Raw genomic sequence first — 25,565 nt, 5'->3', positions numbered from 1 at the left:
GGGAGCTGAATGGAGCCTTTGCTCATCGGCCTGTTGGTCTTCACCACGATCCTCACGGGGGTAATGGCCATCGCCAGGCGAAATCCCGAGTATCAGGTGGTTGCGGCGCGTTTGACACACATCCGGCAGGAGCACACCTCAAGAGCCGAGGTGCTCGCGCTCCCATTTCACCGGCGCGCCTTCATTCCCCTGGTTGCATCCACGGCCCGTCTCATGGGCAAGGTCATCCCTCCCCGATCCATCGACGCCGTCCGCAGTAACCTGGCCAGGGCCGGCCAGCGATATGCCGATCCTGTTGCCTGGGTCCTCCTCAAGTGGGCACGCGCAGGGCTCCTGGGCGGCGCCGCATACGGTGCTGGGGCGCTGTTGCACCGGCCACTCCCCCTGCAGGCGGTTAGCGCTTTCGCCTTTGCAGGTCTAGGATACCTGTGGCCCGAGCTTGCCATCCGCCGCAAGATCCGCCAGCGGCAGGCCAGAATCATGAGAGAACTCCCGGAGACGCTGGACCTGCTCACCATCTCGGTGGAGGCGGGACTCGGGTTAGATCAGGCTCTGGAGGTAGTGGCAACACGCCGACCGGGCCCGCTTGCTGAAGAGATCCGAGCTTATCTGGAAGAGGTGAGACTGGGCGGCGACCGGCACAATGCATTGAGGGCCATCGGCTCCCGCACGGGGCTTGAGGAACTCGTCTCCTTTACTGGCGCTCTTATCCAGGCGATGGAGTTCGGGGTCAGCATTGCCAAAGTGCTGCGGATTCAGGCCAGCGAAGTCCGTACCCTCAGACGGCAGCGCATCGAGGAGCGGGCGATGAAGACGCCAATCAAGATGCTCTTCCCGATCATCTTCCTGATCCTGCCCGCAGTCTTTGTGGTTGTCGGGGGACCGGGACTGATTCGGATCTACTCGGAGTTCATCAAGCCGGTCGGCCCAGCCAGGTTCGGGCCGCCCGCAGTGCCTGGTCGATGAGTGGTTGAACGGCCAGGCGCAGAACCGCTCGGTGCAGAGGAAGGGAGGGCAGCCATGCGCTCCAGCGTAGTTCTGGTTCTCGTGCTCGCCCTGATGGCTATCGCCGCCCCGCCCATCGACGCGGGCGAGACGGTCATCGTACAGATCAACCACGGCAGGCTCTTGAAGCTCAATAACATCCAGAGGGTGGTCGTTGCTGCCCCGGACATCGCAGACGTCAACGTCATTACCCGCAACGAGCTGATGATCATCGCCAAGCGGGCCGGCGAAACGACCATCAGCGTGTGGGATGCCAGAGGTCTGACCACGTACCGGGTGGTGGTGGTGACAGCACCCGTAGCCGACCCCACCAAGACGCTCCTGGAGATCCTGCGGGAGCCCGGCGTGCGGGCGAGGATCGTTAACGACACGGTGATCCTGGAAGGGTCAGTGAAGACCGAGGCGGACAAGGCGCGCGCTGAAGGGATCGCCTCAGCCTTCGGGAAACGCGTCGTCAGCCTCTTAACTGTGGAACAACCGACCCCACCGCCACCCCCGGCGACCAAGGTGCTAGAAGAGCAGCTGCGCGAAGCGCTGAAGGACCTGCCCGTGATCGCCAAGGTGATCCGGGAGGACACCGTCCTGGTCGAGGGAACGGTGGCCACCGAGTCGGAACTGAAGCGCATAGAAGCCATCGTCAAAGCCTTTGCCAAGAACGTGGTCCTGCTCGTCCGCATCCGCTCGCCCATCCAGGTGCGGGTTGATGCTTTCGTTGCCGAAGTCGACCGTCAGGCTCTCCGCCAGATGGGGGTTGAGTGGGGCGGCGGTAATATCTCGGAGCTCCTTACCGATCCGTTTGCCTTCCACTTCGGCAATCTGGGACAGGACTGGCCTCTGACGCCCTTGCAGCTCTTGATAGCGCGGCTGCAGTTGCTGGAAGGACGTGGCGCCGCAAGGACCCTGGCCAACCCCCGGGTCGTGGTGCTGGAGGGGAGACCAGCAAAGCTGCTCATCGGCGGCGAGGTGCCGATCCCCGTGCTCACCCCGACTGGCCTGAGCGTCGCCTTCAAAGAGTTTGGGGTGCGCTTGGAGTTCAAGGCAATTGTAGAAGCGGGCGAGCCCATGACGCTGGACCTGAAGACCGAGGTGAGCAGCCTCGACTTCACCAACGCCATCGTCGCCGCTGGGATCACCATACCCACAATCAGGAGCCGGCGTGTCGAGACCGTGGTGAGCATGCGCCCGGAGGAATTCCTGGTTCTGGGCGGGCTCATTCAGCGTGATGAAAGCCAGACCGTTCAGAAGGTCCCCATCCTCGGCGACATCCCTATTCTGGGCGCTCTGTTTCGCAGCGTCCGATTCCAGCGAGGGGAGACAGAACTGGTGATCTTTGTGTCACCAAGCGTCGTCGAGCCCGTGAAGGAGCGGCCTGAATTGCCGGGGACCCAGCCTGCGGCGCCGTAGTGCCGGGGACGCTGGCTCCGAGGGGCCGTACCTATGTATGTCATAAACCGAACACGCGGTACCTATCTGGGGATAAATGTCCGCGCAGCCGACTCATTTCGCAAGAGGCTCCTTGGCCTCTACGGCTACGGTAGGTTCCGCCTCGGCGATGGACTGTGGCTTGTCCCGTGTAATTCGATCCAGACTATCGGCCTGCGTTATCCCATCGATGTGGTCTTCCTGGACAGAGGAAACCGTGTCGTGCGCATCTTCGAAAACGTGCGGCCGGGCCGCGTCATCTGGCCTGTCAGGGGCGCTTACTCCACTTTGGAACTGCCCGCGGGGGTCGTCCGCAGCAGCGAAACTCAGGTCGGGGACCAGACTGAGTTTGTTTCGAATCTAGAACAACCCCGACGAGAACCTGCCCGTGTGGCTACGAGTGACGGCAAGTATCCGGATGCTGTGACTGGCGGGAGCGACGGGATTTGAACCCGCGGTCTCCTCCGTGACAGGGAGGTGTGTTCAACCAGGCTACACCACGCCCCCGCGTTCCGGGGAACCCGCAGCACCCAAGCCTGCGGGCTGACACTCCCGCCAACGGTTTATTCTACCGGCCGCCTCCCGCGCCGTCCAGCCCGGCCAGCCGCTCCACGAAGCGGACGATGGCCGAGTGGTCGCGCTCTCCCTCGCCCAGGCTCTGCAGCGCCCCCAGGACCTCGTGCACCAGCGCCGTGGCCAGCAGCGGCGTCCCCGTGGCCCGCCCCGTTTCCAGGGCGATCTTCAGGTCCTTGTGATGCAGGCGGATTCGGAATCCGGGGTCGAAGTTGCGCTCCAGGATGCGCTGCCCGTGCAGCTCCAGGATGCGGCTCTGGGCGAAGCCCCCCAGGAGGGCGGCGCGCACCCGGGCGGGATCCACCCCGGACTTGCGGGCCAGGGTCAGGGCCTCGCTGACGGCCATGATGGTGATCCCTACCACGATCTGGTTGCAGGCCTTGGTCACCTGCCCCGCCCCGATCTCCCCCATGTGCACGATGTTCTTGCCCATCACCTCGAAGATGGGACGGACCTGCTGGAAGACCTCCTCCGGCCCGCCCACCATGATGGACAGGGTGGCCTCGATGGCGCCCTTCTGCCCGCCGCTTACCGGCGCGTCCAGCATGGGGACGCCCTTGGCCTGCATGGCCGCGGCCACCTCCCTGGTGGTAATGGGAGAGATGGTGCTCATGTCCACGTAGACGGTGCCGGGACGGATCCCCTCCAGGATCCCGTCCGGCCCCAGGGCCGCTGTGCGCACGTCCGGCGAGTCCGGCAGCATGGTGATGACCACGTCGCTGCGCTCGGCCACCCCGCGGCAGGACCCGCCGTCCGCAGCGCCGGCGCGCACCAGCTCCTCGACCGGAGCGCGGACGACGTCATGCACCACCAGGGGGTACCCCGCGCGCAGCAGGTTCTGGGACATGGGCTTGCCCATGATCCCCAATCCGATGAATCCGATGGTCTGCTTCATAGGCCTCCTCCCCCCATCCGCCCTCTGGGGCGGTTCAGCTCCGTACGGTGGTCAGGTGCAGCGATTTCAGCTCACCCCGACCGGTGAAGACCGCCGCCCCGGAGAGCAGCTCTCCCGGGCGCAGGGCCAGGACCCGGGGGATGAGCGTGTACAGGTCCGGGATCAGGTGCCGCTTTGCCCCCAGCGCCCGCAGCGGCACCCAGCGCAGCCGCCCTTCGTCCCCACTGCGCACGCGCCGGTGCGGGGAGCGGGCCAGCACCACGATCACCAGCTTGCTGGTCCCGTAGAATCCCTGCGAGTGCAGCGCACCCTTCACCTGCACGTCGGCCGCGCTGAGCCGCAGCCCGGTCTCCTCCCGGATCTCCCTCAGCGCCGCGCCCAGCGGGTCCTCCCCGGGCTGCAGCTCGCCACCGATCCCCTGCAGCCGGCCCGCCCAGCGCTTCCGCCGCGCCCCCTCCAGCAGTAGCACGGCGTCTCCGTGCCGGATGATGCAGAGGACCGCGGGGGCGACGTAGCGGGCCGCAGCGGCGCGGGCCCGGCCCGGCCGTTCAGCCAAAGCTGTAACCCATGGCCGTCACCCACAGCAGCGACTCCCGGGTGGAGCCCAGCGGCTTATACTCCAGGCCCACGTACCCCTGGTACCCGGCGTCGTCCAGCGCACGGAGGATGGTGGTAAAGTTCAGCTCCCCCGTGCCCGGCTGGTGCCGTCCCGGCGGGTCGGCGATCTGCACGTGGCCGATCCACGGCAGCAGCGTCCGCAGCGTGGCGATGATGTTCCCCTCGGAGCGCTGCATGTGGTAGACGTCGTACTGCAGGCGGACGTTGGGCGCACCCACCTCCTGCAGCAGGCGGACGGCGTCTGCGCTGCGGGTGAGGAAGAACCCCGGGAGGTCTATGGGGTTCAGGGGCTCCACGGTCAGGGTCAGGTCCGCCGCCTGCAGCGTCTGCGCCGCCGCGCGCAGGTTGTCCACCAGACAGGCCCACTGCTCCTCGTAGGGCACCGCCTCGTCGCGCAGGCCCACCAGGCAGTTCAGCTGCCGGCAGTCCAGTCGGCGCGCCGCGTCTACGGCGCGGACGATCCCCTCCCGGAACTCCTCGCGGCGCGCCGGATGGACGGCAATCCCCCGGTCGCCCTTCGTGCGGTCGCCCAGGGGGACATTGAACAGCACCAGCCGCAGCCCGGTGCGTCGCAGCTCCGCTGCGGCGGCGTCCAGGTCGTACTCGTAGGGGAAGAGGGGATCGGCGGGCACGAACCCCGCCTCCACCGCACTGAAGCCGGCGGCCCGCGCCTGGGCGAACCGCTCCATGAACGGTACCTCAAGGAACAGCATGTTCAGGTTGGCTGAGAACCGGGGCATGCGTTCACCTCACTGGCTGGTGCCTCCGTCCTGTTCCCCCGGCAGCAGGTAGACGCCGGCGTCCTGGAACTGCAGGCGGACCTCCGCGCCCACGGGCAAAAGGCCCCGCCCGGCCAGGGGCTCCACCACGCTGACCTCACCCACCGGGGTCTCGATCAGGTACTCCAGAGTCATCCCCATGAAGAAAGCGGTGCGCACCCGGCCTGGAAGTCCCTCGCCGTCGGTGCGCAGGGCCACGGCCTCCGGCCGCACCACCACCGTCACCGGCCCGGGAGCCACCCCCTCCTGGCGGAAGGGGAAGGTGAGGGGACCGACGGTCACCCGGCCGTCGCTGTAGCGCCCGGGGAGGAGGTTGGCTTCGCCGATGAAGTCGGCGACGAAGCGCGTGGCCGGCCGGGTGTACAGGTCGCGGGGCGTGCCCACCTGCTCCACCCGCCCCAGGTTCATCACTACCACCACGTCGGAGAGGGCCAGGGCCTCGGCCTGGTCGTGGGTCACGTAGATGCTGGTAATCCCCAGCCGCTGCTGCAGCTCGCGGATCTCCGCGCGCACCCGCTTGCGCAGCTTGGCGTCCAGGTTGGACAGCGGTTCGTCGAAGAGGAGCACCCGGGGCTCCATGACCAGCGCCCGGGCCACGGCGATGCGCTGCTGCTGGCCTCCGGAGAGCTGCGCCGGGAAGCGCTGCTCCACGCCCGGGAGCCCTACCAGCTCCAGGGCCGCCCGCACCCGGGCGGCGATCTGCTCCGCGGGCAGGCGCATGATGCGCAGCCCATAGGCGATGTTCTCAAACACGGTCAGGTGCGGGAAGAGGGCGTAGGACTGGAAGACCATGGTCACGCCCCGGCTGGCCGCGGGCAGAGGGGTGACGTCCTCGTCGCCGATGTAGACCCGGCCGGCGCTGGGGTGCTCCAGGCCGGCGATGATGCGCAGGGTGGTGGTCTTGCCGCAGCCTGAGGGCCCCAGCAGGGTAACCAGCTTCCCCGCGGGGATCTCCAGGGTGACGTCGTCCACCGCCACCACCGGGCCGAAGGTCTTGCGCAGCCTTTCCAGGCGCACCGCTACCGCTGCGGCCGCACGGCCCAGCAGGGAGGCCGATCCGGGCTGCGCGCTGCTCACGTGGCTGCCACCTCGCGGGCCATGCGCGCGCCCAGCCGGCGGTTGACAGCGTACAGCGCCATGATCACCACAATCATGAACAGGGTAAGCACCGAGGCCAGCACCGCCCCCCGTCCCTGGCTGCCGTACTCCACATAGGAGAGGATCTGCGCCGTGGCCAGGCTGTACCGGGGGGTGATCAGGAAGATGATCTGGCTGATGGCGGTCATGCCGCGGACGAAGGCGAAGACAAGCCCTGACAGCAGCGCCGACCAGGTCAGGGGGATCACGATGCGCCGCAGGGTGGTGGGGGAGGTGGCCCGCAGCATGGTGGAGGCTTCCTCCAGAGAGCGGTCGATCTGGTGGATGGCCGCGACCCCGGAGCGGATGGCCACCGGCATGTTGCGGAAGATGAAGGCCAGGACGATGATCATCCCCGTCCCGGTCAGCAGCAGGGCCCCCTGGTTGAAGGCGAGGATGTACCCGATACCCATGACCGTGCCGGGAGTGGCGAAGGAAAGCATGGAGGCGAACTCCAGGGTGCTGCGTCCGGGGAACTCCGCCCGCGTCACCAGGTAGCCGATGAGGAATCCCAGCACGGTGGCGGGCAGGGCCGCCGCTGCCGACAGCCACGTGGAGGTCCAGAACACCCGCCACCCCGTCCCCCCGGGCAGGAGGATCTTGAAGTGCTCCAGGGTGAAGGTGTAGTCGAATCCCCACAGCTTGGTCACGCTGCCCACGAAGACGGAGCCGTAGAGCGCCACGATCAGCGCCACCCACAGGACAAAGGCGCCCGTCACCGCGTAGTCCAGCGTCCGGGGTAGAGGCCGCGGGCGGCTGGCGGAAGGCCGCCCGGTGATGGTGACGTAGGAGCGGCGGCCGATCCAGTAGCGCTGCAGGAGGAAGATGCTCAGGGTCATCATCAGCAGCACCACCCCGTAGACAGCGGCTTCGTTGGGGTTGTACCGCCCGATGATGGCGAAGAAGACCTCCGTGGCCAGGTAGGGCACCCCGCCGCCGATGATGATGGGGTTGCCGAAGTCGGCCAGGCTCTCGATGGCCACCAGGAGGAAGGCGTTGGCCACCCCGGGCCTGGCCAGCGGCCAGATGACCGTGCGCAGGACGTGCCAGCGGGACGCCCCCAGCGTCTCCGCCGCCTCCTCCAGGGCCACGTCCATCGCCTGCACCACTCCCTGCAGCACCAGGTAGGCGATGGGCGCAAACGCCAGGACCTGGGCCACGGCCACCCCCAGGGGACCGAAGAAGATGTTGGTGGAGATGCCCAGGACCTGGTGTGTGATGAAGCCCCTGCGTCCGAACAGGTAGATCATGGCCAGGCCGAGGACGAAGGGGGGCGTGATGATCGGCAGAATGGAGAACGGTCCCAGGAGGCGGCGCGTCCACAGCTGGGAGCGCTCGCCGAGGAGGGCGAAGAGGAAGCCCAGGGCGGTGGCGATAACTCCCACCACCACCGCCAGCAGGACACTGTTGCGCACGGCGCCAAAGCCCAGGTAGAGCGCGGCCAGGGCGAAGACCCCCAGCCCGCTGCCCGCAGCCCAGAGGAGCCGCGGCCACACCCTCATACCCCTCAGGACCACTGCCACCAGCGCGGTGGCCCCCAGGCCGGCAGCCAGCGCCGATACTAGCTCGTTGCCCGGCGTGGCCGGGTTATTCACCAGGAGGAAGTTAGGCGACCGGACGGTCTCTCTGACTACCGCCAGGGTGAGGTGTCCCTTGACGTAGACGGCGGCCTTGAGCACCGACCACAGGGGGAAGAGGATGAAGACCAGGACAAAGAGGGCCACCCAGAGGACGCTGGCGGCGATGAAGGTATCGGCGCGCAGAAGTCCTGAGAGCGCCAGTCCGGTCCCCAGCACAGCCAGGAAGCCCAGGATGCTGACCATGGCCCCCGCGCCGAAGGGCTGCCCCATCGTCAGGAGGTACCCGGTGGAGAGGACCGCGCCCGCCGCACCGACGGCCACGGCCGCCCGTCCGCGCACAGCGTCGGGCCAGGGGAGGAGGCCGAGGACTGCGGCGGCCACCGCCAGGCCCATAGTCACCGCCAGCAGGGGATTACGTGAGAGCAGGGCCGCTCCCGTGGTCTGGGACAGGTAGACGAAGAGCTCACGGCCCTCCCGCGCCCACGGGAGGAGCAGCGCGCCCAGGAAGGTCAGCACCCCCCAGGCCACCAGGGTGGTATTGGCCGGCCGGCGCAGTGCCGGCAGAGCAAGGACGCGGGCCATGGCCTCTCCGCGGGTGGGTGGCCGGCGCGCAGCAGGCGCGCCGGCCACCTATCTCACCCTACTTCGGCAGCGGGAAGATCTCGGTGGTCCACTTCTTCACCAGAGTGTCCCGCACGGCCGCACTGCCGTACTTCAGGAAGTCGTACTTGATCACCTTGAAGTCCTGGAAGCGCGGGGCCACCCGCGGGATCGGGGTCTTCATGTTGGACGGGATCTGGTAGGATTGCCCCTGCTCCGCTGCCAGCTTCTGCGCCTCCGGGGTCAGCGCCCAGTCGATGAAGATGATGGCGTTGGCCCGGTTGCGGGTTGCCTTCACCAGGCTGAGCCCGCCGATCTCGTAGCCCGTGCCGTCTGAGGGTGCATTGTAGGTGATGGGGAACCCCTTCAGCACCTGGTCCACGGCGTCGTGGATGAAGGTGATGCCGATGGCCACCTCGCCGCGGCCGGCCAGCTGTCCAGGCGCCGCTCCGCTGCGCGTGTACTCGGCCACGTTGCGGTGAATCCGCTTCAGTAGCTCGAAGGCCTCCCGCTCGCCGTAGATCTGGACGATGGTGGCCAGCATGGTGTATCCGGTCCCCGAGGTGTTGGGGTTGGGATAGGCGATGAGCCCCCGGTACCGGGGGTCGGCCAGGTCGCGCCACGTCCGCGGCACGGGCAGGCCCTTCTCCTTCAGCAGCCGCTCATTGAGCGCCCACCCCAGGATGCCGGCGTACAGCGGGATGTACTTCCCGGCCACCGCCTCGCGGAACTCGGGGCGCAGGTCGTCCCAGGCCTTGGGCTTGTAGAACTCGGTGAGACCCGTCTCGTTGGCCACGATGTGCGGGTCGCCGGTGCCGCCGAACCACACATCAAAGGACGGGTTCTGTCCTTCGGCGCGCAGCCGGGCCAGAGCCTCCCCCGAGCTCAGCCGGACGAAGTCCACGCTGATGCCGGTAGCCTTGGCGAACTCCACCCGAACCGCATCGCACCACGCCGGGTTTGGGCTGCACAGCACTGTGACCTTGCCCGCCGGTGCAGCGCTGGCCCCGCCCAGAGAGGCCAGCATCAGCGCCAGCGCCAGCCCAAAGACTTTCCTCATGAGATCCCCCTCCTCTCCTGCATGTCTGCCTGCAGCGATCGCAGGTAGGTTATCGTCTGCCTCGCCGCCCCCAGAGTATCGGGATACGGGAGAGTCTCTGCCGAGAGGTAGCCATGGTAGCCCGCCTCCCGCAACACCTGCAGAATCCGCCGGAAGTCCAGATGGCCCAGCCCCGGGGGGCGGCGGTTGCTGTCGGCCACGTGCACGTGGCGCAGGTAACCGGCAACGCTGCGCAGGCTCTCCTCAATGGATCTCTCCTCGATGTTCATGTGGAAGGTGTCCGCCAGCAGCCCCAGGCGGGGGTGTCCGATCTGCTCGATGAATGCCGCCGTCTCCTCCAGCGTGTTCAGCCAGTCACTCTCGTAGCGGTTCACCGGCTCCAGCACCACCCCTGTTCCCGCCTCGCCCGCCGCCTCCAGCACCGGGCGCAGTCCCTCCCGCAGCCACCGCTCCGCCTGCCCCCTGGCCTCCCCGGCCCGCCCCCGGATCAGCCCGACGATCACCTGTACGCCCGCAGACGGTGCACCCGGGACGGCGTTGAGCACAGACGCCAGGCGCACGTGCTGCAGCAGCCGCTCCCGGGCCATACGGCGCACAGCCCCGTCCGCCGCGGCCAGGGCCAGCCCCTCATGCAGGTAGGCCTGCCCTGTGCCCAGCGCCACCACCGGCAACCCCAGGTGCGCGCACCGTTCCGCCAGTCGCGCCCCCTCCACCTCCTCCGGGTCGCGGACGGCCAGCTCAACTCCATCGTAGCCCAGAGCGGCCACGCGTTCGAGCGCCGCCCAGCCGTCCTGCATGGCCACGGCGTCGAAGGCGGTGGCCTCCAGGGAGACCACCAGGGCCAGGGGCATCACGGCGGGTAGGCCAGGGTGTAGATGCTCTTCCCGCCCTTCGCCGGCCCCTTGAGCACGGCCTCCAGCTCCTCCCGATCCCGCTCCGTGACCAGGTCCACCGGTGGCAGCTGCCCTGGAGGGAACGCCTGCAGAATGTCGGTGACCAGCTTCTCCAGGTAGTCCAGCAAAGCCTCCACGCCGGGGAGCGCCTTCTCCGCCGCCGCCAGGGAGGGCCGGCCCACCACCCCCTCCGGGTAGGCCTTCACCTCGATGGGCCCGGCCCCGGCGTGCCCGTACCAGTGGATCGGACGGCGCAGCAGGTTTCCCGCCTTGTCCACGTGCCCCTCGGGGAGGAAGCCGAAGGGGGTGTTGTCCACCGCCCACTCCTGCTTCATCAGCTCCGGGAACAGCGACAGGCACCAGGAGGTCTCCACCTCGTCGGCGTGGATGAAGGGGGTTTCATAGGGCCCGCCGTCTGCCTTCAGCTTGAACTGGTCCGGCACCGCATGGTACCAGTTCAGGTTGATGATCAACGCCGGCACGCGGTAGCGCTTGGCGAACTGGTGGATGGCCGTGGGGATCACGTACTCGTGCCCGTGGCCGTTGAGCAGGATCTGCTTGCGGAACCCCATGTTCCAGAAGCCGGCGATCATGGCGCGGACGAAGGCGGTGAAGACATCTTCGGGGATGATCACCGTGCCCGGCATACCCATATGGTGGTAAGGGTGCGAGCCGAACCACAGCGGCTCGGAAACCGTGCAGCCCGTCCGCTCCGCCACCATCTCAGCCATGCGCGTCACCAGGAAGATGTCCTCGCCCAGAGGGGCGTTGGGCCCGTGGGCCTCGGTAGACCCCAGGGGGACAATGAGCACATCGTTGTGCTTCAGCCGCTCCTCCACGTCGCGCATGGTCATGGTCTGCAGGTAGACGCCCGTGCGCTTGTCCATGTGGCCGCCTTTCGGCGGGAGCTCCCATTTGCCCATATCTCCTCCCCTCATTCCGTCAGGACGTGAATGCGCTCGCTGGGCAGCAGCAGCGCCACCTCCCCGCGCAGCGTCTCGTGCCCCGGTGCCGGCACGTCCACCACCCACTCGTTCCCATCGGAGCTCACCCAGTAGCGGGTGAGGCTGCCCAGGAAGGCGGTGGCGGCAATGCGGCCGCGCAGCGCCGGCTGCTGCACCGCCGCCACAGGAAGCAGGCGGACCATCTCCGGCCTTACTACCAGCGTCACCCTTCCCTCCCGGGAGATGGGCCGGGCCACGGTGACCACCAGGCTGTCCACGCGGACGTGGTGCGCGTCCACCACCTCCCCCTCGACGAAGTTGGCCAGGCCCACAAAGTCGGCCACGAAGCGGTTGGCCGGGTGGAAGTAGATCTCGGTGGGGCTGCCCACCTGGAGGATGCGCCCGTTGTGCATCACCGCGATCTGGTCGGAGATGGCCAGCGCCTCCTCCTGGTCATGGGTCACGTAAAGGGTGGTCTTCCCCAGCCGCTGCTGCAGCTGGCGGATCTCGGTGCGCACGCGGACGCGCAGCTTGGCGTCCAGGTTGGAGAGGGGCTCGTCCAGCAGCAGCACCTCCGGCTCCACGATCAGCGCCCGGGCCAGCGCCACCCGCTGCTGCTGCCCTCCGGAGAGCTGGTGCGGGAATTTTCGCTCCTGTCCGCCAAGGCCCACCAGCTCCAGCACCTGGGCCACCCGCCGCCGCGCCTCGGGGCCGGGCACGCGCCGCATGCGCAGCCCGTAGGCCACGTTCTCCGCCACGGTCATGTGCGGGAAGAGGGCGTACTCCTGGAAGACCATGGCCGTGTTGCGCCGGTGCGGCGGGATGTCGGTCACCCGCACGTCCCGCAGGAAGATGTCGCCGGCATCAGGGCGGTGGAACCCCGCCACCATGCGCAGCGTGGTGGTCTTGCCGCAACCGGACGGACCGAGCAAGGTGGTGAAGCTCCCCTCGGCCACGTCCAGGGAGACGTCATCCACCGCCAGGGTCTCGCCAAACCGCTTGCTCACGTGGCGCAGCCTGATGTGCGCCAGCCTCTCGGCCACGGCTGCCCCGCTTCCCGCACTCATCCCGCCACCGCCGAGGTGCGCACCACCCGTCCCAGCACCAGCCAGGTCAGACCGATGGAGGCGAAGGTCAGCAGCAGCAGCATGGTGGTCAGAGCGCCGGCTGCACCCCAGATGTTGTTCTGGATCATGTTCAGGATGACGAAGGTGGCCACCACCTGCCCCGGGGAGATGAGGAAGACCACGATGCTGACGTTGGTGACGGCGCGGATGAAGGAGACGGCGAAGGCCTCCACCAGGGCGCGGAAGAGCAGAGGGAGGTAGACATCCCACAGCACGCGCAACCCGCTGGCTCCCAGGTTCACTGCGGCCTCCTCGATGGACCGCTCGATCTGCTTGAGCCGTGCCGCCGCGGCCTGGTACCCCATGGGGAGATGCCAGAAGGCCAGGGCGGTGGCCAGGATCCACAGGGTCCCCCCCAGCGGGGTGGCGTTGAAGGCCAGGACGAACCCTACACCCACGAAGACCCCGGGCAGCGCGCCAGGAAGGACCGCCAGGAAGTCCAGGAAGTTGCGCAGGGGGAGGCTGCGCGAGGTGAGAAAGGCCACGACCACGCCCACCACTCCCGTCATCGCCCCGGCGATGGCCCCGATCTTCACGCTCGACCACAGGGACCAGATGCGGTCCCGGGCCAGGTGCCAGTGACTCAGGGTGAGGGACCAGTCGCGTCCCCAGACCGAGGTGAACGCCCCCGCCACCACCCCGAAGTAGACCAGCAGGATGAGCACGCTGACCAGGGAGCAGAGGGTGACCACTGCCCCCTTGAGCAGAGGCGGCGTCGGTGGCCGCTCGATGCGCGATCCGCGGCCGGTGACCGTGGTGTAGACCCGCCGGCTCACCCAGTACCGCTCCAGGAGGAAGAGGGCCACGGTGGGGATTAGCAGCATGGCCACCACCAGGGCGGCCCCCTTCAGGTCCCCCATGCCCTCCATGCGGAACCACGCCTCCGTGGCCAGCAGGGGAAACCCCCCGGCGATGACCACGGCATTGCCAAAGTCGGCCAGGACGGAGATGGCCACCACCAGGGCGGCTCCGGCGATCCCCGGCCGGGCCAGGGCCAGGGTGATGGTACGCAGCACGGACCACTCGTCGGCTCCCAGGTTGCGCGCGGCGTGCTCCAGGCTGGGGTTTGCTGCTTCCAGGACCCCGCTGATGATGAGCATGGCCAGCGGGAAGAAGGCCACCGTCTGCACCATCCACAGGCCGTGCCAGCCGAAGATGTTGGCGGTCATGCCCAGCAGGGTGTGCGTGATCAGCCCCAGCCGGCCGAACATGAGGATGTAGGCGAAGGCCACCATGAATGGGGGGGCGAACAGCGGCAGCATGGCGATGTTGCGGAAGAAGCGCCGCCCGGGGATGTCCGGACGGGTGGTGGCAAAGGCGAAGAGCAGGCCGACGAAGGTGGCAGAGCAGGTGGAGATGAGCATCATCACCAGGCTGTTGCGCGCGGCCTGCATCCAGCGCAGGCTCTGAGGGATGGCCAGGTAGTCTCGCAGCGAAGGGTAGAGGAGCACGCGGAAGGCCGGGTAGAGGACGAAGAGGACGAGGATCCCCACCGCCCCAAAGAAGGTCAGGGCCAGACCGGGATCCGCCGCCTGACGGCGTACCTCCCCCCAGCGCAGGACGGCCACCGCAGAGTCACCACCTTCCCGGGGCCCGGCCGCAGCGGTGGCGGACCGGGCCCCCGGGCATCATGTCAAGCGCAGGCAGACGGTTCAGCGCCCGATCTCCCTGGTCCAGCGCTCGCGGATGCGCGTCTGGTTCTGAATCGCCCATTCCAGGTCGTACTTCACGAACTTCAACTGCTCGAAGGGCGTAGCTCCGGCCGGGACGCCCACGTCGGCGCGCACCGGGTAACGGAACCCGTAGCGTGCGTTGATGTCCTGGGGGGTCCGCGTCATCAGGAAGTCCACGTAAGCTCTGGCACCCGCCGGGTTGGGCCCGCCCTTGATGATGGACACCGCGCCGATCTCGAAGCCGGTGTCCGGCGGGACGATCACCTCCAGGGGGGCGGCCCGCAGGATTCGGGCGCCGATGGCCTCATGGGCCCACATCATGGCCACGATGGCCTCCCCCCGCTCCAGGAGCGTGATGGTCCCGGGAGCGGTGGGCGTGTACTGAGAGGCGTTGGCGTTCAGAGCCTTTAGGTACGCCCAGGCGCGATCCTCCCCCAACCGGAAGATCTGGACGGCCACGAAGATGTAGCCGCCGCCGGTGGTCACCGGGCTGGGCATGACGAAGTGCCCTTTGAACTCCGGCCGGATCAGGTCGTCCCATGTTGCCGGCTTGCGCACACCGCGAGGCGCCAGCTCCCGGTCCCACCGCTCGCTGTTGATGATGATGGAAAGGGCCCCCAGGTACCAGCCGTGCCAGTAACCGTCAGGATCCAGGTAGGCGGGGCTGATCTTGGCCTCCGCGGCCACGGGCGAGCGGTACTTCACCAGCAGTCCCTCTTTCGCCAGGGGGATGTGGAAGTCGCGGGATCCGCCGACGAAGATGTCCGCCCGCGGCCGGTCCTTCTCCGCGCGGATGCGTGCCTGCAGCGTCCCGGCCGCGGCCACGCTGAGCGCTTCCACCGGGATGCCCGTGCGCCGGGTGAACTCCCGATGGATCAGGGAGGTCTCCAGGTCCGGCAGCGCCGAGTAGACTACGATTTTCTGCTGCTGGGCAATCACCGGGGGGACCACTCCCACCAGGAGCGCCAGCACCAGCCAGCCGATCCACATCCTGCGCATCATGCTCCCCTCCTTTTCTGTCTATGACCCGGTCGGACTGCTCCGGGCAGATCGTCTGTCTCTTCCGTGAGCACAAATCGATGGATCACCTCCGCCAGCCCGTCCTGGTCGCTGCTGGGCGCCACGTAGTCGGCGACCCGGCGCAGCTCCCGGGGCGCGCTGCCCATGGCCACGCCGCAGCCGGCCACCTGGAGCATGCTCAGGTCGTTGAGCTCATCCCCCACCGCAATCACCTGGCGTAGCGGTACGCCCAGCAGGCTGGCCACGCGGCGCACAGCGGCGCCCTTGGAGACCCCCGGGGGGAGGACCTCCAGGGAGGTGGGCCCGGAGAAGACCAGTGTTCCCGGAGCCCCCGCGCGGCGCACCCTCCGCGCCAGCGCCACCAGGCGGGGCCGCGGCCCGAGGATGCGGAACTTCATGGGCTGACCGCGCAGACGCCGGAAGTCCCCTACCGCCTGCGGCAAGATGTGGTCCTGCCGTGCCGTGGCCAGGACCAGGGGGGTGTGCCAGCGCACGTAAATCCCTTCGTCCACGTAGTAGTGCGCGGCCAGGTCGGGGAAGGCGTCCAGGGCGCGGATCACCCGCTGTGCCTGGCGCAGAGACATGGGGCGGCGGTAAATGACCCGCTCGCGGGCGAAGTCGTAAATCAGGCCGCCGTTATAGAGGATGGCTGGTGGGTCGGCGCCCAGCGTCTGGAAGTAGCGGCGGGCGGAACGCCAGGTACGCCCGGTAGCCAGGCAGACCCGCACGCCGCGCCGCTGGGCCTGGCGCACGGCGCGCCGCACGCGGGCGGTGATGGTGCGCTGCGACGTCACCAGGGTCCCGTCGATGTCGGCTACGACGAGGCGGTAGCGTCCGGCACGTGCGCTCACGGCTTGCTCACTGAGGCTGCGGCAGCGGCAGAGGCACTGCTGCTCCCGTGCGAGCGGCCTGGTAGACGGCCTCCACCAGCTCCGTGGCCCGGTAGCCGTCCTCGGCGGTCACCGGCGGCGGCGCCTCGCCCAGCACCGCGTCGATGAAGCGGCGGTCCTCCTCCCCGTAGCCCCACTTGTCCTCGAAGGGCATCTGGAAGCAGTCGATGGCCTCCACCTGCCCTCGTACCTCCGGGCTGAACCAGGCGCGCTCCAGCTCCTCCGTCACGGCCGTCTGGTGCGGCCCATACACCTCGACGCGCTCGTACGGGAAGAACCAGGAGGTGTGGGCGACGGAGGTGACGCTGGCCGCCACCCCGGAGGCAAAACGAAACAGCATCACGAACCCATCAAGTTCATTGTACACGCTCTGCCGGGCCACCCCGCTGACCTCGAGCACCTCGCCGAAGAGGAAGCGGCCCATGTCGAACAGGTGCACCGGCGTCTCGTAGAGGTAGCCGCCGGTGACGGTGGGATCGCCGGTCCAAGGGGGCTGCTGCAGCTCGCCGCGGTTGTGCTTCATCTGGGCCAGCAGCGGCACCAGCCGCCCCTGGGCGATCAGCCCTTTGAGGAAGCGGTAGACGCGGGCGAAGCGGCGGTTGAAGCCCAGCTGGTAGACGCCGCGGGACGCTCCGGCGGCCTGGCGGATCTCCCAGGCGCCGCGCAATGAGGTGGCCATGGGCTTCTCCGAGAAGACGTGTACCCCGGCGCCCAGCGCCTGCAGCACCGGCTCCACGTGCTGCACGTTGGGCGTGCAGACGTAGACGGCGTCGATGCCGCGGTCCAGCAGCTCGGCCAGCGAGCCCATGGGCGTGCTCTCCACTTCGGCGGCCAGCCGCTGCGCCGCCCCAGGCACCACGTCGGCGACGCCCACCAGTTCCACCCGCGGATCGCGGCGCAGGTTCAGGGCGTGCACCCGACCGATGAACCCCGCCCCCAGGATCCCCACCCGCACGCTCATCCCTCACCCTCCTCCGCCCTGGTGAACAGGGCCTCCAGGCTGGCCCGCGCCTCCCTGGCCAGACGCAGTGGCTCCCACGCCCAGTACTCCGGACGGAACAGCTCCACCGAGTAGACCCCCTCGTAACCCAGTGCCTCCAGCCGGCGCACCAGCCGCTCCAGGGGGATGACCCCCTCTCCCGGCAGAAGGCGGTGTGCGTCCTCCAGGGTCTCCCGCGGCCGGTCTTCCGCGTCGTCCAGGTGGACGATGAACAGGGAGCGGGGGTCGAGGCCGTCCAGGCTGCTCCAGGCGGAGCCCCCGACGTAGAAGTGAAAGGCGTCGATGACCAGGCCGACGGTGGGATCGGCGACTTGCGCCACGATTTCCCGGGCGGCTTCCAGTGTGGTCACCGAGCAGCTCCCAAAACCGAGGAACTCGAAGCCCAGGCGCACGCCAAAGGGGCGGGCAATCCCAGCCAGCGCCCCCAGCGTCTCCACCGTCTGCTCCCGAATGCGCCGGGCGTCGGAAGCATCCGTCCAGGGGCTGGGCACCGCCACCACATAGGGACAGCCCAGCGCCTGCGCCCACTGGCAGAGGGTGCGGCAGCGCTGCTGCACCTCAGCCCATTCCTCTCCGGATGCCAGCGTGGCCCGCTCCAGGGCGTTCAGGCTGAGCGGCGCTACCCCCGCCCGGGCAAAGGCCTCTCGCAGCTGGGGCAGCGTCCCTCCCTGCCGCAGGTAGTCTTCTATCTTGAGGTCACGCAGCTCCAGCGTGGCGAAGCCAGCCCCCTGGGCCACGCGCAGGTCGGTGAGCAGGTCCGCCTTTCCCGTGGTAGCACCGTTCAGCCCGTATCGCTCCGGGGATATCACGGTCCTCTTGCCTCCTACAACTTCTCCCGTACTGCGCCAAACGTCAGCGCCTGGACGCTGCGCCGCAGCGCCGCTTCCACCGAACCGGTGGGCCAGCATTCCAGACCGACGGCGCCCTCGTAGCCGCCCCGGCGCAGAGCGTCCATCACCTCCCCCCAGGGGATCGTTCCGCTCCCCGGCTCCCCGCGTCCCGGGACGTCAGCCACGTGCACGTGCGCCACGAGCGGTAACGCCTGCGGCAGGTGTTGCCGCAGGTCGCCGTGCATCACCCACATGTGGTAGATGTCCAGCAGCAGGCGCACCGCCGGGTGGTCGACCTCGGCCAGCATCCGCAGTGCCTGGGGCAGGCTGTCCAGGAAGTACCCCGGATGGTCGATGCGGGAGTTGAGCGGCTCCAGCGCCAGCATCACCCCTGCCGCTGCCGCCAGGTCCCCCGCCGCCAGCAGCCCCCGCACCGCCGCCTCCCACTGCTCCCGGTGGCTGGTGGCGGGAAGGGTGTAGCCCACGTGCACCACCAGCAGACGCACGCCCAGTCGCTGCGCCGCCTGCAGCGACTGCCGCAGGTGAGCCAGGGCCCGTCCGTGGGCCTCTCGGTCCAGCAGCGGCTCCTCGAAGGTGTTGCCGCTGAAGGCGGCAGGTGAGACCCCGCTGCGGGCGGCCGCGGCCGCCAGAGCGTCCAGGTCGCGGGCACGCCAGTCCCAGAACTCGAACTGGCGGAAGCCCAGCGCAGCCAGCCGCTGCAGGGCCCCCTCCAGTGACTCCCCGGGAAAGAGGGCATCCAGGCAGGGGCAGAGCTCAGGGGCGGCCACGGGCCGCCTCCCGCTGCAGCGTGATCAGCTCCACCAGGTCGTCGATGGAGACCGCCTCCCGGGCGAAGTCCCCCACCTTGCGCCCGTGGTCCAGGACCACGATGCGGTCAGAGACGGGGTAGACGTGGTAGAGGTTGTGAGTGATGAAGATTACCGAGAGGCCGCGCCGCTTGGCCTCCTGGATGTAATCCAGGACCTTGCGCGTCTCCTTGATGGAAAGCGCCGAGGTGGGCTCGTCCAGGATGATCAGCTTCGCCCCGAAGTGCATGGTCCTGCCGATGGCGATGGCCTGGCGCTCGCCACCGGAGAGGACGCCCACGTCCTGGGACGCCGAGCGCAGTGTGGTGATCCCGATCTCCCGCAAGACCTGCTCGGTGACCTCGTGCATCGCCCGGCTGTCCAGCAGACGGAGGGGACCGAGGCGGCGAGCGGGCTCGTTGCCCAGGAAGAAGTTGCGGGCGATGCTCATCTGCTCCACCAGCGCCAGGTCCTGGTAGACGGTCTCGATGCCCAGGCCCCGCGCCTCCTTGGGCGAGTGCAGTCGCACCGGCCGCCCCTCGAAGAACAGCTCCCCGGCGTCGGGCGGGTAGACCCCGGTGATGATCTTGATCAGCGTGGACTTGCCCGCACCGTTGTCGCCCACTAGGCCCACCACCTCCTGGTAGCCCACAGCGAAGTCAACGCCCAGCAGCGCCTGCACCTTGCCGAAGGCTTTGCTGATGCCGCGCGCTTCCAGCAGCCATGCAGGCCGCGCCACCGCCTGCACCGGCCGGGCTACCGCCGCCATGCGAAGGTGGCCTCCAGCTTCACGTTGAGGATCACGGCCAGCACGATGACCACGCCGAGGAAGGCGGTGTACCAGTAGGCGGGCGCGCCCACCATGACCAGCCCCACGCGGATGGCCGCCATGGTGATGGCCCCCAGGATCGTCCCCAGGATCGTCCCCGACCCCCCCATCAGGGAGGTCCCGCCGATCACCGCGGCGGCGATGGCCTCCAGGGCCAGAGCGTCCCCCCAAACGGGAGACATGGAGCTCATCCGCCCGAATTGCATGAAGCCCGCCGCGCCGGCCAGGACCCCGGCCAGGGTAAAGTTGACGAGCTTGACCCGGGCCACCGGCACGCCCAGGGCCCGGGCCGCCTCACGCTTTCCGCCGGTGGCGAAGACCCAGTTCCCGTAGGGCGTCTTGCCCAGCAGTATCCAGAAGATCCCTGTAACCAGCAGCAGCCAGATGGCCGAGACCCGCAGGGTGCCGTAGACCGCTCTGCCCCCCAGCACGTCCAGGAGGGTGGAAGCGGTGAGGATGCTGATGGGCCAGCCGCCGGTGATGGCCAGGGCCAGCCCGCGCCACATCATCATGGTCCCCAGCGTGGTGATGAAGGAGGGGATGCGCGTGGCCAGCGTGATGACCCCATTGAGCAGCCCGATGCAGGCGGCAACGGCCAGGGCGGCGGGCACGGCCAGCAGTGGGGAGACGGCAAGCTCCGCGACCAGCAGAGCGAGGAGGACTCCGGCGAAGGCGAAGTTGGAACCCACCGAGAGGTCGAACTCGCCGGCGATCATGAGGAAGGTGACCCCCACGGCGGCCACTCCCAGCTCGGCGGCCTGGGTCAGGATGTCCCCGAAGGTGTCCAGGGTGAGGAAGGCAGGCTGGAGGAAGGTGAACAGCGCCACCAGGACACCCAGGGCGATCAGCACCCCCAGCTCCCGCACAGCCAGGAGCTGGCGCCATCCCCTGGCCGCCCGGGGCGGCCGCGCCTCCGCTGCTCTGGCCTCGGCTCCGCCGGAGATCGCCTTTCCGCTCACGCCCCCCACCGTCTCACCATCGGGGCGGGGACGCAGACCGTCCCCGCCCCCGGGGACGATCAGCGATACCCCTGTTTGACCAGCGACTCGACAGCGGCCGCGGTGGCCTTGGTGACCAGGCCCCGGCCGGTGTTGTAGTCGGTGGGCTCCAGCTTGTACTTGGCGTACAGGAAGAGCTGGATCACGGAGATGAACCCCTGCAGGTACTGCTGCTGGTCCACCGTGGCCTCCACCAGCCCTTCCTTGATGGCCTGGATGGTGGTGGCGTCGAGGTCGAAGGAGGCCATGGCGATCTTCCCCGCCAGCTTGTCCTCCCGGATCATCTTGATGGCGGGGATGGCCCCCAGCGGTCCCAGGGTGAAGAGGGCCTTGGTGTCGGGGTTGGCCTTGAGGAAGGCGCGCATGGTGGCCAGCGACTTCGTGGGGTCCTGGGTGGTGTCCAGGGTTTCCACCTTGGCGCCCCGCTCCGCCGTCAGCACCTCGCGAATCCCGCGGGCGCGGGCCTCCAGGCCCACGTGGCCGGGCTCGTGCATGGCGATCAGCACCTTGGCCCCCTGGGGGATCTTGGGCAGGAGGTAGCGGGCCACGTTCTTGCCCGCCTCGTACTCATCCATGCCGATATAGGCCATGTAGGGGATAGGCTCGCCCTTGTAGTCGGCCGGCTCCTTGACGTTGATGGCCACCACGGGGATGCCCTTCCCCCGGGCCTCCCGGATGACCTGACCGATGGCCGGCGGGTCGCTCACCGAGATGGCGATGCCGGCCGCCCGGGCATTGATGGCCGCCCGGGCCATGTTCACCTGTGCGGGAATGTCCCGCTGTGGCGGTCCTTGGAAGACGGCACGCACCCCCAGCACCTTCCCCGCGTCGGTCACGCCCTTGTTAACCACCGCCCAGAAGGGATCGCCCGGACCGGTGTGGGCGATGACGAAAAAGGACAGCTGCGGGGTCGCTGCCGGCAGCCGCACGGTGTAGGTGAGGGCGGCGACCAGCACGACCGTCAGGACTGCTGCCAGCACTGCTTTGCGCATACGTCTCTCCCCCCAATCACCCAGTCTTTGATCCTGCCACCTGCACGGTCTGTCTCTGCTCACCTCCTCTCCCGCGGCCGGCCCCTCCTGCAGACGGGCGGCGGATCAGGATGCGGCGCGGATCATGATCTTTCCGTCCTCACGCCGCGTGGCCTTCTGCAGGGCCTCCACCCCCTGCCCCAGGGTGAAGCGGCTGGTGATGATGGGCGTCAGGTCCACGCGTCGCGCCGCCACCAGGCGGATGACGTTGGGGAAGTTGCCGTACCCGGAGTGCCCCTGCGCGCCGAAGATCTGTGCTGCGTGGGTCTGGAAGTGCTCCAGGTAGAGGGGGGCGCGCTCGGCGGCCCGGCCGATGATGACGATCTTCCCGCCCACGGCCAGAGACTCTTCCATCTCCGGGACGGTCTGGCTCATGGCTCCGGCGGCCTCCACCTGCATGTCCGCTCCCTCCCCCTGGGTGAGCTCGCGGATCACCTCGCGCGGCCGGGTGTCCTGCTGCCGCAGGGCTGCAGGGTCGAAGACCGCATCCGCCCCCACACGCTGCGCCAGTTCCCGGCGTAAGGGGGAGACCTCGAAGGCGATGATCCGGCCGGCGCCGGCGGCCCGCGCCAGGGCGATGGCGGCGAAGCCGATGGGCCCGGTGCCGAAGACTACCACGTAGCCGCCGGGCCTGAAGCCCCCGGCCCGGGTGAACATCCCGTTGTAGGCCACCGCGGTGGGCTCGGTGAGGGCCCCGGCCTCGTAGGCCCGTTCCACGTCCCCGTAGGCCTCGGCCAGGGCGTTGATCTTCCAGCAGTACTTGGCCCCCACGGCGATGTATTCCGCCTGCGCTCCGTGGATGGTGAAGCCGATCTCCTCCAGCCGCAGGCACTGGTTGGGGTAGCCGTTGCGGCAGGGGATGCACTCGCCGCACCAGATCATCTCCTCACAGGTCACCATGTCACCAGGGGCCAGGTCGCGCACCTCACGGCCGACCTCCACCACCTCCCCGGAGAACTCGTGACCGATGACCACGGGGAACCGGGTCAGGCCGGGGTAGAGCATGTAGCCCTGCTCGTCGGTCTCGACGAAGTGCACGTCCGACCCGCAGACGCCGCAGGCCCGCGGCCGGATGAGCACCTCGCGGGGACCGGGCGCGGGCTGGGGCAGATCCGCCAGCGCCAGACGCGGGCGGTGCCAGACGCTGCTGCCGGTGATCGCCTTTCGAGTCTCCACCTCCCAGGCCGTGGGGACGTAGCCATCCCGCGGCCGCCACTCCGCTTCCAGGACCAGCGCCTTCATCCCATCTCCTCCCTTGGCACAGAGTGCTTTGCAGGTCGCATGGGCACGGGGCGCAGACGCGCCGCGGTGCCGCCCACCCGTCGTGGCGACGGTGGGCCGCCGCAGGAGCGGCGCACCACCAGCTGCGGCTTCAAGACCATGCGCCGGGGGGCCCCGGCCTCTCCGCGCATCAGCGCCAGGAGCCGCTCCATGGCCAGCGCCCCCAGCCGGTAGGTGGGCTGGGCCACCGTGGTCAGCGGGGGGTCGACGAACGCGGCGAAGGGGATGTCGTCGAAGCCGACCACGGCCACATCGTCGGGAATGCGCCGGCCGGCAGCGCGCAGCGCCTCCATGGCCCCGATGGCCATCAGGTCGTTGGCCGCCGCCAGCGCGGTGAAGGTGCTTCGTCGGGCCAGCAGCCGGCGCACGGCGGTGCGGCCTCCCTCCACCCGGAAATCGCCGGCGACCACCAGACGCGGGTCGGGGCAGATGCCTTGGTCACGCAGGGCCTGCCGGTAGCCGCGGAGGCGCTCCCGGGCCACCGGAAGGCCGCGCGGTCCCCCGATGTAGGCGATGCGCCGGTGGCCCAGGCGCAGCAGGTGGGCCGTGGCCAGGCGCATCCCGGCGAAACTGTCCACCAGCACTGTGTCGATCTCGCCGTCGGTGGCCTCACGGGCGATGAGCACCGCGGGCACCCCTCCGGCCCGAAGCATCCGCAGGGGCCGGGCGTCTCCGCTGGCGCTGGCGAAGAGGACGCCGTCCACCCAGCGCTTGCGCAGGATCTCCAGGTAGGCACGCTCCCGCGCCGCATCTCCATCGGTGTTGCCCAGGACCAGGGCGTACCCGTGCCGTCGCGCCACATCTTCCACCCCCCGGGCAACCGCGGGGAAGAAGGGGTTGCTGATGTCGGGGACGATGAGGGCGATGGTGCGCGTGGTCCCGCGGCGCAGTCCCTGGGCCACGGCATTGGGGTAGTACCCCAGATGGGCCACCGCCCGCAACACCCGCCGCCGGGTCACCGGGTGCACCTTGTGCGGGCTGTCGTTGATCACCCGGGAAACGGTGGCCACAGACACTCCGGCGTGCAGGGCCACATCCCGGATGGTGGGACCCGTCTGCACCCGCCCGTTAGACCCATGCATGGGAAACGATTACCAGCTTCGCACCCTCCGGGGCGATTCCCTGCCGCCCGCAGACCCTGTCGCCCGGTTGGCGGCAGACGGTGCCGGTGCTACAAGGGGCGGTGCCGGTGCTAGAATACAGAGTCGTGGCCACCCGCACCCTGACCAGCCGCATCGACGACTACTTCCTGCTGGACGAGCTGCTATCCGAGGACGAGCGCCTCATCCGGGATACGGTGCGCCGCTTCGTCGACCGGGAGGTGCTGCCGCACATCGGCGGGTGGTGGCTGCGTGGGGAGTTCCCTGCGCACCTCATCCCCCAGCTGGCCGGGCTGGGGCTGCTGGGCGCCAACCTGCCTGCGGAGTACGGGGCCGCCGGCGTGAGCAACATCGCCTACGGCCTGATCCTCCAGGAGCTGGAGCGGGGGGATTCCGGCCTGCGCTCCTTCGCCTCAGTGCAGGGATCGCTGGTCATGTACCCCATCTACGCCTTCGGCTCAGAGGAGCAGCGGCGCCGCTGGCTGCCGGCCCTGGCCCGTGGCGAGGTCGTCGGCTGCTTCGGCCTCACCGAGCCCACCGCCGGGTCCGATCCGGCAGCCATGCAGACCCGGGCTCGCCGCGTCTCCGACGGCTGGGAGCTGCAGGGGACCAAGATGTGGATTACCAACGGCTCGCTGGCGCACCTGGCCATTATCTGGGCCAAGGACGAGGAAGGCGTGGTGCGCGGCTTCATCGTGGAGACCAACCGACCAGGCTTCTCCGCGCGAGAGATCACCACCAAGGCCTCCATGCGCGCCTCCGATACCGCGGAGCTGGTGCTGCAGGAGGTGCGCCTGCCGGAGGAGGCCGCCCTGCCTGGGGCGGTGGGCCTGCGGGCGGCGCTGCAGTGTCTGACCCAGGCGCGTTACGGCATCGCCTGGGGCGCGGTAGGCGCGGCCAGGGCCTGTCTGGAGGAAGCACTGACTTACGCCCGGGCACGCGTCGCCTTCGGCCGGCCCATCGCCCAGACCCAGCTCATCCAGGAGCGGCTGGTGGATATGCTCCAGGAAGTGGTGAAGGCCCAGCTCCTGGCCTACCGGCTGGGACAGTTGAAGGACGCGGGGAAGGCCAGCTATGTGCACGTCTCCCTGGCCAAGCGCAACAATGTGCGCGCTGCGCTGCGCGTGGCCCGGGAGGCGCGTTCCATCCTAGGTGCGTATGGGATCACCCTCGAGTACCACGCCATGCGGCACGCCAGCAATCTGGAGTCGGTGGACACCTACGAGGGAACCTACGACATCCACACCCTGATCGTGGGGCGGGACATCACCGGCCTGGACGCCTTCTAGCGGCGTTGGTGGCGACGGAGCCGTTTGGGACAACGCGCCGGCCCGGTGCGCCCGCCCGAAGGGCGAAAGCAGAAAAGGCGACCGGACGGTCGCCTTCTCCTCTTGGCGAAGAAGGGGGTTACTTTCCCTTCTTCTTCTTAGCTGCCTTCTTCTTGGCCACCGCCCCACCCTCCTTTGCTGGGATG

Annotated in this window: 23 protein-coding genes and 1 tRNA gene; 3 read left to right on the top strand and 21 right to left on the bottom strand. The window is 68.8% G+C overall.

Going from position 1 to position 25,565, the window contains the following annotated elements; all coding sequences use genetic code 11:
• Positions 1–9 precede the first annotated feature (9 nt).
• Positions 10–966, top strand: a complete 957-nt coding sequence (locus QN152_00475) for a type II secretion system F family protein (GenBank protein ID MDR7537992.1) — start codon at positions 10–12, stop codon at positions 964–966.
• 54 nt (positions 967–1,020) lie between these two features.
• Positions 1,021–2,409, top strand: coding sequence for a pilus assembly protein N-terminal domain-containing protein (locus QN152_00470; GenBank protein MDR7537991.1), 1,389 nt, complete (start codon positions 1,021–1,023; stop codon positions 2,407–2,409).
• Positions 2,410–2,855: 446 nt separating this feature from the next.
• Here QN152_00470 and QN152_00465 read toward each other — a convergent pair.
• From QN152_00465 to QN152_00365, 21 genes are all read right to left on the bottom strand, one after another.
• Positions 2,856–2,934 (bottom strand) — tRNA-Asp (locus QN152_00465).
• 61 nt (positions 2,935–2,995) lie between these two features.
• Complete coding sequence (locus QN152_00460) at positions 2,996–3,895, bottom strand: 2-hydroxy-3-oxopropionate reductase (GenBank protein ID MDR7537990.1); 900 nt, start codon at positions 3,893–3,895, stop codon at positions 2,996–2,998.
• 34 nt (positions 3,896–3,929) lie between these two features.
• Positions 3,930–4,451, bottom strand: a complete 522-nt coding sequence (locus tag QN152_00455) for an NUDIX domain-containing protein (GenBank protein MDR7537989.1) — start codon at positions 4,449–4,451, stop codon at positions 3,930–3,932.
• Positions 4,444–5,253 carry a TIM barrel protein gene (locus QN152_00450; protein MDR7537988.1) on the bottom strand — a complete coding sequence of 270 codons (810 nt, stop codon included), beginning with the start codon at positions 5,251–5,253 and terminating at the stop codon, positions 4,444–4,446. Before QN152_00450 ends, QN152_00455 begins: the two co-directional genes overlap by 8 nt.
• A 9-nt stretch (positions 5,254–5,262) precedes the next feature.
• Complete coding sequence (locus QN152_00445) at positions 5,263–6,309, bottom strand: ABC transporter ATP-binding protein (protein ID MDR7537987.1); 1,047 nt, start codon at positions 6,307–6,309, stop codon at positions 5,263–5,265.
• 56 nt (positions 6,310–6,365) lie between these two features.
• The gene (locus tag QN152_00440; GenBank protein ID MDR7537986.1) at positions 6,366–8,591 is read right to left on the bottom strand and encodes an iron ABC transporter permease; all 2,226 of its coding nucleotides are present in this window, start codon (positions 8,589–8,591) and stop codon (positions 6,366–6,368) included.
• A gap of 58 nt (positions 8,592–8,649) precedes the next feature.
• Positions 8,650–9,669, bottom strand: a complete 1,020-nt coding sequence (locus tag QN152_00435) for an ABC transporter substrate-binding protein (GenBank protein MDR7537985.1) — start codon at positions 9,667–9,669, stop codon at positions 8,650–8,652.
• The gene (locus tag QN152_00430; protein MDR7537984.1) at positions 9,666–10,520 is read right to left on the bottom strand and encodes a sugar phosphate isomerase/epimerase family protein; all 855 of its coding nucleotides are present in this window, start codon (positions 10,518–10,520) and stop codon (positions 9,666–9,668) included. Before QN152_00430 ends, QN152_00435 begins: the two co-directional genes overlap by 4 nt.
• Complete coding sequence (iolN, locus tag QN152_00425; protein ID MDR7537983.1) at positions 10,520–11,485, bottom strand: 3-dehydro-scyllo-inosose hydrolase; 966 nt, start codon at positions 11,483–11,485, stop codon at positions 10,520–10,522. The genes QN152_00430 and iolN overlap by 1 nt, the downstream gene beginning before the upstream one ends.
• An 11-nt stretch (positions 11,486–11,496) precedes the next feature.
• Complete coding sequence (locus tag QN152_00420; GenBank protein MDR7537982.1) at positions 11,497–12,573, bottom strand: ABC transporter ATP-binding protein; 1,077 nt, start codon at positions 12,571–12,573, stop codon at positions 11,497–11,499.
• Complete coding sequence (locus QN152_00415) at positions 12,570–14,201, bottom strand: iron ABC transporter permease (protein MDR7537981.1); 1,632 nt, start codon at positions 14,199–14,201, stop codon at positions 12,570–12,572. Before QN152_00415 ends, QN152_00420 begins: the two co-directional genes overlap by 4 nt.
• A gap of 84 nt (positions 14,202–14,285) precedes the next feature.
• Positions 14,286–15,308 carry an ABC transporter substrate-binding protein gene (locus QN152_00410; GenBank protein ID MDR7537980.1) on the bottom strand — a complete coding sequence of 341 codons (1,023 nt, stop codon included), beginning with the start codon at positions 15,306–15,308 and terminating at the stop codon, positions 14,286–14,288.
• The gene (locus tag QN152_00405; protein MDR7537979.1) at positions 15,305–16,177 is read right to left on the bottom strand and encodes an HAD family hydrolase; all 873 of its coding nucleotides are present in this window, start codon (positions 16,175–16,177) and stop codon (positions 15,305–15,307) included. The genes QN152_00410 and QN152_00405 overlap by 4 nt, the downstream gene beginning before the upstream one ends.
• 7 nt (positions 16,178–16,184) lie before the next feature.
• On the bottom strand, positions 16,185–17,177 hold the full coding sequence (locus QN152_00400) for a Gfo/Idh/MocA family oxidoreductase (protein MDR7537978.1): 993 nt from the start codon (positions 17,175–17,177) through the stop codon (positions 16,185–16,187).
• Entirely contained in the window at positions 17,174–18,025 is an 852-nt protein-coding gene (locus tag QN152_00395) for a sugar phosphate isomerase/epimerase family protein (protein MDR7537977.1), read from the bottom strand. Before QN152_00395 ends, QN152_00400 begins: the two co-directional genes overlap by 4 nt.
• Positions 18,026–18,039: 14 nt before the next feature.
• Entirely contained in the window at positions 18,040–18,834 is a 795-nt protein-coding gene (locus tag QN152_00390; GenBank protein MDR7537976.1) for a TIM barrel protein, read from the bottom strand.
• On the bottom strand, positions 18,821–19,621 hold the full coding sequence (locus tag QN152_00385) for an ATP-binding cassette domain-containing protein (protein ID MDR7537975.1): 801 nt from the start codon (positions 19,619–19,621) through the stop codon (positions 18,821–18,823). The genes QN152_00390 and QN152_00385 overlap by 14 nt, the downstream gene beginning before the upstream one ends.
• Entirely contained in the window at positions 19,609–20,640 is a 1,032-nt protein-coding gene (locus QN152_00380) for an ABC transporter permease (protein MDR7537974.1), read from the bottom strand. The genes QN152_00385 and QN152_00380 overlap by 13 nt, the downstream gene beginning before the upstream one ends.
• A gap of 59 nt (positions 20,641–20,699) precedes the next feature.
• On the bottom strand, positions 20,700–21,671 hold the full coding sequence (locus tag QN152_00375) for a substrate-binding domain-containing protein (GenBank protein ID MDR7537973.1): 972 nt from the start codon (positions 21,669–21,671) through the stop codon (positions 20,700–20,702).
• 105 nt (positions 21,672–21,776) lie between these two features.
• Positions 21,777–22,952, bottom strand: a complete 1,176-nt coding sequence (iolM, locus tag QN152_00370; protein MDR7537972.1) for a scyllo-inosose 3-dehydrogenase — start codon at positions 22,950–22,952, stop codon at positions 21,777–21,779.
• The gene (locus tag QN152_00365; protein ID MDR7537971.1) at positions 22,949–24,073 is read right to left on the bottom strand and encodes a LacI family DNA-binding transcriptional regulator; all 1,125 of its coding nucleotides are present in this window, start codon (positions 24,071–24,073) and stop codon (positions 22,949–22,951) included. Before QN152_00365 ends, iolM begins: the two co-directional genes overlap by 4 nt.
• A gap of 152 nt (positions 24,074–24,225) precedes the next feature.
• Between QN152_00365 and QN152_00360 the strand changes: the two genes are divergently transcribed.
• A complete protein-coding gene (locus tag QN152_00360) occupies positions 24,226–25,380 on the top strand; it encodes an acyl-CoA dehydrogenase family protein (protein MDR7537970.1) in 1,155 nt (384 codons plus the stop codon).
• Positions 25,381–25,565: the final 185 nt, after the last annotated feature.

The sequence above is a fragment of the Armatimonadota bacterium genome, assembly GCA_031459715.1.
Taxonomy (GTDB): domain Bacteria; phylum Sysuimicrobiota; class Sysuimicrobiia; order Sysuimicrobiales; family Humicultoraceae; genus Humicultor; species Humicultor tengchongensis.
The sequence above is the reverse complement of the archived record's forward strand: the minus strand, read 5'-3'. Positions and strand labels throughout refer to the sequence as shown.

Excerpts from the sequence above, each read along its gene's own strand:
- QN152_00385 (MDR7537975.1), bottom strand. The coding sequence starts at position 19,621 with ATGGCGGCGGTAGCCCGGCCGGTGCAGGCGGTGGCGCGGCCTGCATGG.
- QN152_00420 (MDR7537982.1), bottom strand. The coding sequence starts at position 12,573 with ATGAGTGCGGGAAGCGGGGCAGCCGTGGCCGAGAGGCTGGCGCACATC.
- QN152_00430 (MDR7537984.1), bottom strand. The coding sequence starts at position 10,520 with ATGCCCCTGGCCCTGGTGGTCTCCCTGGAGGCCACCGCCTTCGACGCC.
- QN152_00440 (MDR7537986.1), bottom strand. The coding sequence starts at position 8,591 with ATGGCCCGCGTCCTTGCTCTGCCGGCACTGCGCCGGCCGGCCAATACC.
- iolN (MDR7537983.1), bottom strand. The coding sequence starts at position 11,485 with ATGGGCAAATGGGAGCTCCCGCCGAAAGGCGGCCACATGGACAAGCGC.
- QN152_00410 (MDR7537980.1), bottom strand. The coding sequence starts at position 15,308 with ATGATGCGCAGGATGTGGATCGGCTGGCTGGTGCTGGCGCTCCTGGTG.
- QN152_00375 (MDR7537973.1), bottom strand. The coding sequence starts at position 21,671 with ATGCGCAAAGCAGTGCTGGCAGCAGTCCTGACGGTCGTGCTGGTCGCC.
- iolM (MDR7537972.1), bottom strand. The coding sequence starts at position 22,952 with ATGAAGGCGCTGGTCCTGGAAGCGGAGTGGCGGCCGCGGGATGGCTAC.
- QN152_00475 (MDR7537992.1), top strand. The coding sequence starts at position 10 with ATGGAGCCTTTGCTCATCGGCCTGTTGGTCTTCACCACGATCCTCACG.
- QN152_00470 (MDR7537991.1), top strand. The coding sequence starts at position 1,021 with ATGCGCTCCAGCGTAGTTCTGGTTCTCGTGCTCGCCCTGATGGCTATC.
- QN152_00450 (MDR7537988.1), bottom strand. The coding sequence starts at position 5,253 with ATGCCCCGGTTCTCAGCCAACCTGAACATGCTGTTCCTTGAGGTACCG.
- QN152_00365 (MDR7537971.1), bottom strand. The coding sequence starts at position 24,073 with ATGCATGGGTCTAACGGGCGGGTGCAGACGGGTCCCACCATCCGGGAT.
- QN152_00400 (MDR7537978.1), bottom strand. The coding sequence starts at position 17,177 with ATGAGCGTGCGGGTGGGGATCCTGGGGGCGGGGTTCATCGGTCGGGTG.
- QN152_00460 (MDR7537990.1), bottom strand. The coding sequence starts at position 3,895 with ATGAAGCAGACCATCGGATTCATCGGATTGGGGATCATGGGCAAGCCC.
- QN152_00435 (MDR7537985.1), bottom strand. The coding sequence starts at position 9,669 with ATGAGGAAAGTCTTTGGGCTGGCGCTGGCGCTGATGCTGGCCTCTCTG.